Genomic DNA, 12,190 nt, shown 5'->3' with positions numbered 1-12,190 from the left:
GACATCTCTTTTTATAATAAAGGTGATAATAATCGATACGTCGATTCAACAATTCGTCTATGAAGACGCCTTTTATGAAAACGATCGACATGAATTTCACTTGATTCTTCTATATCCTCTTTATAATCTTGAACAAGTTTTCGAATGCTGTCTGTATCATATAAAAAGGCATTTACTTCAAAGTTCAAATGAAAACTTCTCATATCCATATTAGCAGTCCCAATTGAAGCTAAATCAGAATCGACAATGACAACTTTACTATGAAGAAAGCCTTTTTCGTATTCATATATCTTTACCCCTGCATCTAAAAGTTCTGGGAAGTACGATCTCGATGCGTAAAAGACGGTGCGCTTATCAGGCTTACTCGGCATTAACAAACGGACATCAATACCAGCAAGTGCAGCTACCTTTAATGCGGATAAAATATCATCATCTGGAATGAAATACGGCGTCGCAATCCAAATTGATTTCCGTGCAGAAGAAATCATGGCAAAATATAAATGTTTAATTGTTTCCCATTTATTATCCGGTCCACCTGCAACGAGTTGTACGCCTCCCCAATGATCACCCTCAACTGCTTTCGCTTGTAAATATTCAGGGGCCAGCACAGCCTCACCAGTCATATAAAACCAATCTTGAAGGAAAATAAGTTGCAAGCTTTGAACAGCTTCACCACGCAAATATAAATGCGTGTCTCGCCAAAAACCGAAATATTTATCCTTCCCTAAATATTCATCACCAATATTTAATCCACCGACAAATCCTTCATTTCCATCAATAATAACGATTTTCCGGTGGTTTCGATAATTAATCTTATCGTTTAAAATCGGAAAGCGCACAGGGAAAAACGGAATCATTTCTACTCCTGCATCATTCAATTCTTCAATATATGAATTCGATAATCTAAAACTTCCAACCGCATCATATAAAAAACGAACGACAACACCTTCTTTTGATTTCTGTATTAAAATATCTTTAATTTCTGTTCCAAGCTTATCATCACGCACAATGTAATATTCCATATGAATGTGGTGTTTCGCTCGTTTTAATCCATCTAAAATAGCCTGAAACGTTTCATCTCCATTTGTTAATGTTCTCGTTTCAGTTTGAAATGAAATATTTAAAGCGCCTAAGCGGTCCGCTAAACGAAATAACAGCTCTTGGTGCTTATGATTGCGCAAAATCCGTTCTTCGTAATCTTCATGCCCTTTATATTGTAAAAATGCTTGTTCATCGAGCAACGCCTTCTTTTGGAACATTCTCTTCCTCCGAAAGTTCTGTCCAAATAATAAATAAGCGAAGAATCCAAATACCGGAAAAATGCCTAACACAATGAGCCATGTAAGTGTTTTAGACGGATGACGGTTCTCTAAGAAAATAACGCAGCCAATTAAAAATGCAGATACCGTAAATAAAATACTAATAATACCTAAAATCGAAACATCTTTTATACCAATTACATCCGAATAAAATGCTACATCAATAAACATACGTAACGAAACAAATAACGCGAACAATAGTAAAACAAAGAAAATCAACTTTAACGTATTTTTCATCTCTTACCTCCTTACTAAGAAAGCTTTCCTATTCTTCATATAAAAAGCCGATTTCATACTACAGAAATCGGCCTACGTTTTAGCAGGAAAATTATTGCGAATTGTTTCAAGCGCATGCTCTTTCACAATTTGTTTCCCATACTCACTTACACGATGAATTGTTAAAGTTGATTCTTCTCCGTATTCTAAAACAATACTTAAAATACGATCAATTTCTTCTTCATCATGTAGCACTTCATCGAATTCCACATATACATAATAGCGGTTCTCAAATGAATACAGCTCATCTTTTATATCTTCAAAGATAAGACGGTGGCTTAATGAAATGACATCTTCAAAATCATTAAATTTAATTAAAAATCCAAACGTACCATCTTCGTTAAAGTTTGTTCCTGCTTGTTCCTCTACCTCTTCCACTAATTCTTGCTGGAATAATGATTCAATGCCTTCATCTAGAGGAATGTCTATAATTTTATCTACACCTATTGGTAGTTCTAGCTTTTGTCCATCCTTTGAAAGCTCTGCTTTCGTTACAAGTACTTCAATCCCTTTATCGACTGCTTGCACTTGAATCCATAACGGTCCATCAATAAAGAAATCATCATGATCACGAGCTTCGTCCATCATCTCCCAAAAAAGCTCTTCACTTCGTTCGCGGTCATACCAAATTTCTTCACGATTAAACCCTCTATCCTCTATATCAATGTACGTAATAAAAAATTTCATCGTATGGTCATTAATTCTTTCAATATCCAAAATACAACTCTCCCTTCCTGCTTAGAATTGTTATGAAGGGATTCCCCACTCATATGACAAATCAATAGATTCTTGTACTCTCATTTTATGATAAGATTCTCCAGAATGGAAATAAAATCGATTTATTTTACAAAAATAGTTATATGCCTATCTTTATTCGACCATCTACACAAATATATCATTATAGCGATTTCTCACTCATGAAAAATTTGGACATACATTTCCACCCTCCCCCGTACACTGTAATAAAGTGAAACTTTTATTAGAGAAGGTGATTTAGTCTCTCTCTTCACCACATACATACAGTTCGCTTATTAAAACATTATAAATGGAGGCAGACGAATGGACTTAGAGTTTTTAACATCTGTACTAATGATTGTCGGTATCGATGTTGTATTAGGTGGTGACAACGCAATCGTCATCGCACTAGCTAGCCGAAATTTACCTGAATCGAAACGAAATAAAGCCATTTTGATTGGTACTCTTTTAGCAATCGTTCTAAGAATTATCCTTACTATACTAGCTGTCTATTTACTCGACATTCCATTTCTACAACTTATCGGGGGCGTTTTACTTACATTAATTGCAGTAAATTTACTAACTGATAATAGCAACGATCTTTCTGCTATTCAGGGGAAAACAACTTTATTTCAAGCTGTGCGTACAATTGTATTCGCAGATCTCGTTATGGGGTTTGACAACGTTATTGCCATTGCAGGTGCAGCTCACGGAAGATTTTTACTCGTAATAATCGGCTTACTCATTTCTATCCCGATTATTATTTGGGGCAGCAAACTTATTTTAATACTTATGGAACGCTTTCCATTCCTCATTTATTGCGGAGCAGCGATTCTCGCCTATACAGCAGGAAAAATGGTTACACATGAAGACAGGCTTGCAACGTTCTTTCATAATAATCCAAATTTCACCACAAACATGCCTTTCTTATTCATTTTCACTGTTCTATGCATCGGTATTATCGTGCAACAAGTTCGATTACGAAATGTGAAACATTAAAAAAAACCTTCTACTATATAATAGGTAGAAGGTTTTCATATTATTATAATTAATTTACAAGACGCTGTGCTTCACGTAATTGAAACGTTCTTACTGTACGTGGTAAGAAACGGCGGATTTCGTCTTCATTGTAACCTACTTGAAGGCGCTTCTCATCAATCATAATTGGACGACGTAAAATCCCTGGATAGTCACGAATCATCTTATATAAATCTTGAAGTGGTAAAGACTCTAAGTTTACATTTAATTCTTGGAAAACTTTCGAACGAGTAGAAATAATCTCATCCGTTCCGCTTTCTGTCATACGTAAAATCTCTTTAATTTCCTCAATCGTTAATGGATCTGAGAAAATATTACGTTCTGTATAAGGAATATGATTTTCCTCTAGCCATAATTTCGCCTTTCTACAAGACGTACAGCTTGGAGAACTATATAATGTTACCATACAAAGCTCACTCTCCTTAAAGAGTACAAATTCTGTACTAATTACAGTTTAAATTTCTAAATTCAGCAATTTTTTACGATACCTTGTCTTATAACAAAGTGCAAAAAATCTCATTTCATGTAAGCAACAACTTTGAGCAAACAACAATTACTTTTAATAAGTAACTTCTATAATCATTATACAATAGATTTTGCAAGAAATATACAGTAAATTTCCTTCTAATTGAGAAAACTCTTCCGTGTATTCCACTGCTATGTAACATGATCACACTCACTTCAGCTGTAATTTAACAATAACCTTCAACCCTCTTAATACTGGCTTGTCATAGATTTTTCATGTAATATACAGTTATTTCCCCATAATCTTCTCTATGAAAAAGAGAACGTTTTCTTACCTTTTCTTCATAAATCAATTAAGAAATGTAAGACTATACAAGTGAGAATAAAAAGGAACGTTTGTTCTCATTTTAACAAACATCCTCATCCATGTCTATACGATTTCTAAAATAAATCAATTATTTTTCTGACATTTCTTTCTTTTTTATCTTTTATCTCATACAATAAACATACAGACAGGCAAAGGGGGAATTTGCAAATGATTGCTTTTTTTATTGATTTTGTCACTGTTGCTGCCCTCATCATCGGAATCACAGCATTGATTGGTGTCATTACAAATAGCATTGGTGAAAAACTCTTTGGCGGTAAAGAAAAGATGAAGTTTGTTAATAAAAGTTTGGATGTACAATCCGGCTGGAACCAAGTTGGCGGGAAAGGTATTTATAAGAAACGTACGTATTAAAAAAAAAGCAGGCAATCACCTGCTTTTTTCTTATTTCTCTACTGACGCCCATTTAAAGCTTAAATCACCGCCATATTTATGGTTGTACATATTTTTAATTGATTCTCTTTGTATATATGCTCTACCACGTTGATATACTGGAACAATCGCAGCGTCATCAAGTAACATTTTCTCTGCTTCTAGTAAGTTTTTCCAACGGGCATTTACATCACTTCCATCTTTCTTCGCTTTCATGATAATTTCATCATATTTCGGATTAGAGTATTTCATTTTATTTTGCGATCCGTCCGTCACAAACATATCAAGGTATGTAACTGGATCTGGGAAGTCTGCACTCCATCCAGAGAATGACATGACAAAATCGCCTGCATCTTCTAGTTTTAGTTTTTGCGCAAATGGTTGTTGTTTAATTTTCACTGTTAAACCTGGTAAATTCTTTTCTAACTCACCTTTTAAATATTCACCTGTTTTCTTCGATAATTCAACATCTTCATTTAATAGCTCTAATTCAATTTCATTTTTACCAAGCTCTTTTTTACCAGCTTCCCAATATTTCTTCGCTTCTTTCACGTTTGGTTTTACAATATCTCCATTTACAGCACGGAAGTCTTTTTTATCCGGCCCTTTAATGAAATTATCAGGAATTAATCCTGTCGCTGGCTTAGAACCGTTATTTAATAATGTATCAACGAACGGTTTACGTTCAAAAGCAAGTGAAATTGCTTTACGAATATTTTTATTTGCTAACGCTGGATCTTTTTGATTTAAACGAAGGAAGAATACAGATGTATCTTCTACTGTTTGGAAATCTGGTTTTCCTTTATATTTATCGATGAACTCCGCTAATAACGTCGCTCGATCGACTGCGTTTGTTTCATATAAATTAATTGGTGTAGACGTATCTTTAACAATATTAAAGTTTACTTCCTCAATCTTCACTTCTTTATTGTCCCAATATGACGCGCTCTTTGTCATTTTAAAGCTACGTTCATGTTGCCAATCACTTAATGTAAATGGTCCGTTATAAAGTGTTGTATTCGCTTCCAAACCAAACTTCGTACCTTGTTCTTTTACAAACTTTTCATTCACAGGATAGAAGATTGGATATACCATTAAATCTACAAGGTATGGAATTGAATTGTCTAATTCCACTTCTAATGTATGATCATCAATCGCTTTTACACCTAATTGATCCGGACTCATCTCTTTTTTATTAATTTTCTCTGCATTTTTTATATCATACATAATGTACGCTGATTTCGCAGCTGTATCTGGGTTAATTGCTCTTTGCCATGCGTATACGAAATCTTTCGCCGTCACAGGCTCACCATTTGACCATTTTGCGTCTTCACGTAATTTAAATGTATATTTTTTACCGTCTTCTGACTTTTGGAATTCCTTCGCTACACCAGGAACTAGCTTATCATCTTTTCCTAAACTGTATAAGCCTTCCATCGTATTAGTCATTACTCTTGAAGAAACCGCATCAGCTGATAACGCTGGATCCATCGTTGGAATTTCTTGCGTTTCAATTAGATTAATAACTTGCTTCGCACCGCTTTTCCCGCTATCCCCTTTTGCGTTCGCTTGCGGTTCATCTTTTTGGTAGCTACATGCCCCTAACATCATGCTCATCGCTACTGTTGATACTACAAAAACTGGCATCTTTTTTTTCATACTTCCACCCTCCACAAAAATGTTAGCCCTTTCATTTTCAAACAAAAAGAAATATATATATGTTCTAACAATTCATATTATACACACAAATATATTTTTTGTATATTTATATTTCTATTTTATTAAAATTTTCTGTTAAAAAATAAACCTTTGTAAACGTTTCATATTGCTGATTATCCTTACTAAAGTGTTGAAAATGAATGTTTTTATATTTTTCTAAATTATCAGAGAAAAATAATTTTTATATCCTATAATACTTTGTGCATAATTATCCTTCTCTTTTTATCATAAAATAGCGCTCCCTTCATAATAAAGATATGTAGGTTAAAATGAGTGCAAAGGATAAGAAAGTATGTTACGATACACCTTGCTAAAAATAGATATCGGTAAAGAGGGGACGGACATGGCAGCAATTCAGGCAAAAAACGGGCCGACAGAGAAATTAAGTTTATTCTTATTAACATGGCCTATTTTTCTAGAAGTTTTTCTATTTATGTTAATGGGGATCGCTGATACTTTCATGTTAAGTGCATTATCAGACGATGCTGTATCTGGGGTTGGTGCAGCGAATCAATATCTCCATATCGCTATTTTGGTACTAGAAGTCATCGGGAACGGCGCAGCTATCGTCGTATCTCAATACCTCGGTTCCAAACGTTTTATGGAAGCATCTAAAATATCAGCTTTAGCCGTCACATTAAATTTAGTGGTCGGACTCATTATAAGCGCTGGTTTTCTTTTATTTTCAAAACATATGATGATGGCAATGAACTTACAAGGCGATGTACTCATGTATGCGCAAAACTATTTATCCATCGTCGGAGGCGCTATTTTCCTTCAAGCTATTATTAATTCATTAGCCGCAATTATCCGCGTACACGGCTTCACAAAGCAAGCGATGTTTATTTCACTTGGAATGAATATTATTCATATCGCTGGAAACTACGTACTCATTTTCGGGAAATTTGGTTTCCCAGAACTCGGTGTACAAGGGGCTGCCATTTCTTCTGCTGTCAGCCGACTTATCGCACTTATCGTTTTCTTCTGGTTACTGTACCGCGTTATGGAATACCGTGTGAAATTACAATATTACTTCACCTTATCAAAGGAATACATCGGAAAAATTTTAAAAATCGGGATTCCATCTGCATTTGAGCAGGTTATGTATCAAGCTTGCCAAATTGTCTTCTTATACTATGCAACATACTTAGGAACGGAATCATTAGCGGCTAGACAATACGCTACGAACATTTCTATGTTCACTTATTTATTCGCGATTGCGATCGGTATGGGAACAGCCATTATTATCGGACGCCTCGTTGGCGGTGGTGAAAAAGATGAAGCGTATGAACGCGTATGGAAAAGTGTAAAATGGGCAATTGGCGTCACTTTATGTATGGTCGCTCTCGTCGTTACATTCCGTACACAATTAATGGGGCTATTTACAGATAATCCGCACATTATTACGTTAGGTGCGTCAGTTCTTTTACTAAGTGTGCTACTTGAAACGGGACGTACGATGAATATCGTCATTATCAATTCACTTCGCGCAGCTGGTGATGCAAAGTACCCAGTTTTAATCGGAGCATTCTCTATGGTGTTAATGAGTTTACCACTCGGTTACTTTTTCGCCTTCCATTTAGATATGGGGCTCGTTGGTATTTGGTTAGCGATTGCTATTGATGAATGGACACGTGCCATTATTATGTTCTTCCGCTGGAAAAGTAGGGCGTGGGAACGTTATGCACTCGTTAAACCTGAAGAACAAGAGGAAATTGTTTCTGTTCAAGCACAGTAACACTCGTTTAATTAAGGTGTAGTCATTCGTAAAGGAAACTTATATCTGCGATTCTTTAAATATATCGACTTACCGAGAAATGTTGACAAATCTATTATATAGTAGAAAAAAGCCAATCTTCTTAACGGAAGATTGGCTTTTTTATTATTGATAAATCTCTTTATATTTCTTATACTCTGCTTCAGAACATAATACGAAATGTCCTGGGCGAATTTCACGCATTGTTGGTGCTTCACTAGCATAATCATGCTGAGATGGATCGTATACGATACGTTTACGATTGCGCTCATAATCTGGATCTGGAAGCGGAATTGCTGATAATAGTGATTTCGTATATGGATGAATTGGATTCGCATATAACTCTTCACTTGTTGTTAGCTCAACGATTTGACCACGGTACATTACGCCGATGCGATCACTAATGTATTTTACCATTGATAAATCATGGGCAATGAATAAGTATGTTAAACCTTTTTCCTTTTGTAACTTTTTCAGTAAGTTTACAACTTGCGCCTGGATTGATACGTCAAGTGCTGAGATTGGCTCATCGGCAATGATAAATTCAGGCTCTACAGCAAGTGCGCGAGCGATACCGATACGTTGACGTTGTCCACCTGAGAATTCATGCGGGAAACGGTTTGCGTGCTCTTTATTTAAACCAACTGTGATTAATAATTCATGAACACGGTCCATACGCTCTTTTTTGCCTTTTGCTAGTCCGTGAATATCAATACCTTCTGCAATAATATCCCCTACTGTCATACGAGGGTTTAATGATGCATATGGATCTTGGAAAATCATTTGCATTTTACGGTTGAATTTCTTCAGCTCTGCACGTGATTTTTTACCATGTACATTTTCACCATCGAACAACACTTCACCAGCAGTTGCATCATATAAACGAATAATCGTTCTTCCAGTTGTCGATTTACCACAACCTGATTCTCCTACAAGACCAAATGTTTCTCCGCGATAAATATCAAATGAAATATCATTAACCGCTTTGACAACACCACCACTCACGTCGAAGTGCTGTTTTACATTTTTTACTTCAATTAATTTCTCACGTTGTTTAGTCATGTTGTTCACCTGCTTTCATTTGAAGAATGCGTTTTTCAACGACTGCCGGTGGTTTTACTTCTGGAGCTTGCTCGTGAAGTAACCAAGTTGCCGCATAGTGTGTATCACTTACTTTAAATAAAGGTGGGTCCATTTCAAAATCAATTTTCAATGCCTGTGGATTACGTGGTGCAAAAGCATCTCCCTTTGGCGGCTTTAATAAATCTGGAGGCGTTCCAGGGATTGCGTATAACTCTTCTTCTGAACCATCTAAACTTGGCATAGATGCGATTAAGCCCCAAGTGTATGGATGTTTTGGATTGTAGAAAATTTCATCAACCGTTCCAATTTCAACAACTTTACCTGCGTACATAACTGCTACGCGGTCCGCAACGTTTGCCACTACACCTAAGTCATGTGTAATGAAAATGATTGCCGCTTCTGTTTTTTGCTGAATGTCCTTCATAAGCTCTAAAATTTGCGCCTGAATTGTAACGTCTAGGGCTGTTGTCGGCTCATCGGCAATTAATAATTTCGGGTTACAAGCTAATGCCATCGCAATAACTACACGCTGTCTCATACCACCTGAGAATTGGTGAGGATATTGTTTTAAACGCGCTTCTGGATTCGGAATACCTACAAGGTCGATTAATTCTAACGCAACTTTACGTGCGTCTGCTTTACTCATCCCTTGGTGTTTAATAAGACCTTCCATAATTTGATTCCCAATTGTCATCGTTGGATTTAATGATGTCATTGGATCTTGGAAAATCATCGCGATATCTTTCCCGCGCACTTGCTGCATTTCTTTTTCTGTCAGTTTCGTTAAGTCACGACCTTCAAATACGATTTCACCGTTTTTAATACGCCCTGGAGGATTCGGAATTAATCCCATTAACGCTTTAGAAGTAACTGATTTACCAGAACCAGATTCTCCTACAATCGCTAATGTTTCTCCTTTTTTTAAATCAAAAGTAACACCGCGTACAGCTTGTACTTCACCTGCATGTGTATCAAAGGAGACTTGCAAATCTTTTACCTCTAGCAATGTTTTCATTTTTACTTCTCCCCTCTTTTACTTACGCATTTTTGGATCTAACGCGTCGCGTAATCCGTCTGCCATTAAGTTGAATGCTAAGATTAACATACTGATGACAACCGCTGGGATGAACATCATATGTGGATACGTTTGAATTGATTTATAGCCGTCATTTACAAGAGAACCAAGTGATGCGAATGGTGGCTGAATACCTAAACCGATGAAGCTTAAGAACGCCTCACCAAACACTGCTGTTGGAATTGTAAACATTGTCATTACGATAATTGGTCCCATTACGTTCGGGATTAAGTGTTTTACAATTAATTGTGTATTTGTTGCACCTAATGTACGAGATGCTAATACATATTCTTGATTTTTTAATTTCAGGATTTGTCCACGAACGATACGTGACATCCCTATCCAACCTGTAATCGCCATTGCTAGTGTAATTGACCATATACCAGATCCCATAATGATTACCATTAAAATAACGATGATTAAGTATGGAATACCGTTAATAATCTCCATAACACGTTGCATAATATTATCTACTCTACCGCCATAGAACGCTGAAATACCTCCATAAGCAACCCCAATTACTAAGTCAATCGCCGCTGCTAAAAGAGCGATATATAATGATACACGCGTACCTTCCCATGTTCTTGTCCATAAATCGCGGCCAAGATCATCTGTACCAAACCAGAAATACTCTTTAATATCACGTTTTTCATATTGGTCAACACCATATTGATCCGTACCGTCAAATGGTAGCCAATGAACATTTTCAATAACAGGAATTTTCGGTGGTAATTTCGCACGACCTAAGTCTTGCTCTTTATAAGAATGCTTACTTACCATCGGTCCTAAGATTGCTAGTAATATAATAAGCGCTAATAAAACGAAACCGAACATTGCTCCTTTATGTTGGAACAAACGTCTTCTTACATCTTGCCAAAACGTTAAGCTTGGACGGGCAATGACTTCATTATCAACATTATTTTGATTGGCTTGCTGAAATAAATCTGGAGATAATTTTTGTACATCTTTCATCATTTTTTCCCTCCCGCTAAACGAATACGAGGATCAATAATTCCGTATAAAATATCGACAATGAAAATAACTAAGATGAAAATCGCACTATAGAAAATTGTAGTTCCCATAATAACTGTATAGTCATTCACTGTAATAGATTTAACGAACTGTTCCCCTAGTCCTGGTACAGCATAAATTTGCTCAATAACTAATGTCCCTGTAATTAAACCTGCAACCATTGGTCCTAAAATTGTTACTACTGGAATTAACGCGTTACGAAGTGCGTGTTTAATAATGATAACGCCTTGGCTAATTCCTTTCGCTTTCGCTGTTAAAATGTAATCAGCTTGCATAACTTCAATTAACTCTGCACGAGCAAAACGTGCGATTGTTGCAATAACTGCCATCGATAAAGCGATTGTAGGCATTACGGTAAACTCTGGTCCTTTCCAGAATGCTACTGGGAACCACCCAAGTTTTACCCCTACGAAATATTGTAGTAATGCGGCGAATACGAACGATGGTACCGACATCCCGAGTACGGAAATAATTGTCGCCCCATAATCGACCCACGTATTGTTACGAAGTGCCGCAACGATTCCTAAAATTAAACCGATAAATGTTCCTAATATAATCGCTTGTAAACCAAGTTGTGCTGATGGTCCAATGCGATCCACAATCATATCTGTTACTGGACGGTTATCATATTGGAATGATACCCCTAAATCACCTTTTGCTAAGTTACCTAAGTAACGTGCATATTGAACTGGTACTGGATCATTTAAGCCATATTTTTCAAGAATGATTTCTTTTTGTGCCGGTGATAGTTTCTCCTGGTTTTTAAGCGGAGAACCCGGAAGTAATTTCATCAAAAAGAAAGTCAGTGTAGTAATTAAAAATAATGTCAAAGCCATGTACACGAAACGTTTTAATACATAACGTCCCATAGTCAAGCACCTCCCCGTTTTTCTCAAAAGCAATAAGATAGTTTAAAATATTCTTACTTTTATTTT

Annotated in this window: 11 protein-coding genes; 3 read left to right on the top strand and 8 right to left on the bottom strand. The window is 36.2% G+C overall.

Features of this window, described 5'->3' with window-relative positions:
- Positions 1 to 11: 11 nt before the first annotated feature.
- Positions 12 to 1,556, bottom strand: a complete 1,545-nt coding sequence (locus GFJ36_RS05430; RefSeq protein ID WP_000799209.1) for a cardiolipin synthase — start codon at positions 1,554 to 1,556, stop codon at positions 12 to 14.
- Between the two features lie 72 nt (positions 1,557 to 1,628).
- Complete coding sequence (gene mecA, locus GFJ36_RS05425) at positions 1,629 to 2,312, bottom strand: adaptor protein MecA (RefSeq protein WP_000350711.1); 684 nt, start codon at positions 2,310 to 2,312, stop codon at positions 1,629 to 1,631.
- Between the two features lie 342 nt (positions 2,313 to 2,654).
- Between mecA and GFJ36_RS05420 the strand changes: the two genes are divergently transcribed.
- Entirely contained in the window at positions 2,655 to 3,329 is a 675-nt protein-coding gene (locus GFJ36_RS05420) for a TerC family protein (protein WP_060489329.1), read from the top strand.
- A 49-nt stretch (positions 3,330 to 3,378) separates the two neighbouring features.
- On the opposite strand, the gene spx is transcribed toward GFJ36_RS05420, so the two are convergent.
- Positions 3,379 to 3,774, bottom strand: a complete 396-nt coding sequence (spx, locus tag GFJ36_RS05415) for a transcriptional regulator Spx (protein ID WP_000258267.1) — start codon at positions 3,772 to 3,774, stop codon at positions 3,379 to 3,381.
- Between the two features lie 594 nt (positions 3,775 to 4,368).
- Between spx and GFJ36_RS05410 the strand changes: the two genes are divergently transcribed.
- Positions 4,369 to 4,572 (top strand): hypothetical protein, encoded by a 204-nt coding sequence (locus GFJ36_RS05410; protein WP_000559978.1) that lies wholly within the window; start codon positions 4,369 to 4,371, stop codon positions 4,570 to 4,572.
- 30 nt (positions 4,573 to 4,602) lie between these two features.
- On the opposite strand, the gene GFJ36_RS05405 is transcribed toward GFJ36_RS05410, so the two are convergent.
- Entirely contained in the window at positions 4,603 to 6,249 is a 1,647-nt protein-coding gene (locus GFJ36_RS05405) for a peptide ABC transporter substrate-binding protein (protein ID WP_088062468.1), read from the bottom strand.
- Between the two features lie 352 nt (positions 6,250 to 6,601).
- Between GFJ36_RS05405 and GFJ36_RS05400 the strand changes: the two genes are divergently transcribed.
- Positions 6,602 to 8,047 carry an MATE family efflux transporter gene (locus GFJ36_RS05400; protein WP_046957012.1) on the top strand — a complete coding sequence of 482 codons (1,446 nt, stop codon included), beginning with the start codon at positions 6,602 to 6,604 and terminating at the stop codon, positions 8,045 to 8,047.
- A gap of 144 nt (positions 8,048 to 8,191) precedes the next feature.
- Here the strand turns inward: GFJ36_RS05400 and GFJ36_RS05395 are convergent, their stop codons facing one another.
- From GFJ36_RS05395 to opp3b, 4 genes are read right to left on the bottom strand one after another with little or no spacing between them, the layout of a single operon-like run.
- A complete protein-coding gene (locus tag GFJ36_RS05395; protein WP_000166340.1) occupies positions 8,192 to 9,127 on the bottom strand; it encodes an ABC transporter ATP-binding protein in 936 nt (311 codons plus the stop codon).
- Positions 9,120 to 10,163 carry an ABC transporter ATP-binding protein gene (locus GFJ36_RS05390; protein WP_000854346.1) on the bottom strand — a complete coding sequence of 348 codons (1,044 nt, stop codon included), beginning with the start codon at positions 10,161 to 10,163 and terminating at the stop codon, positions 9,120 to 9,122. Before GFJ36_RS05390 ends, GFJ36_RS05395 begins: the two co-directional genes overlap by 8 nt.
- Positions 10,164 to 10,181: 18 nt before the next feature.
- Positions 10,182 to 11,198 carry an oligopeptide ABC transporter permease gene (gene opp3C, locus GFJ36_RS05385; RefSeq protein ID WP_000974096.1) on the bottom strand — a complete coding sequence of 339 codons (1,017 nt, stop codon included), beginning with the start codon at positions 11,196 to 11,198 and terminating at the stop codon, positions 10,182 to 10,184.
- Positions 11,195 to 12,124 (bottom strand): oligopeptide ABC transporter permease, encoded by a 930-nt coding sequence (opp3b, locus tag GFJ36_RS05380; RefSeq protein ID WP_000534165.1) that lies wholly within the window; start codon positions 12,122 to 12,124, stop codon positions 11,195 to 11,197. Before opp3b ends, opp3C begins: the two co-directional genes overlap by 4 nt.
- Positions 12,125 to 12,190 lie beyond the last annotated feature (66 nt).

Origin of the sequence: Bacillus sp. EE-W1 (assembly GCF_009760835.1) — a bacterium.
Taxonomy (GTDB): domain Bacteria; phylum Bacillota; class Bacilli; order Bacillales; family Bacillaceae_G; genus Bacillus_A; species Bacillus_A wiedmannii.
Note: the sequence above shows the minus strand (reverse complement) of the source record. Positions and strands in the feature narration are given on the sequence as shown.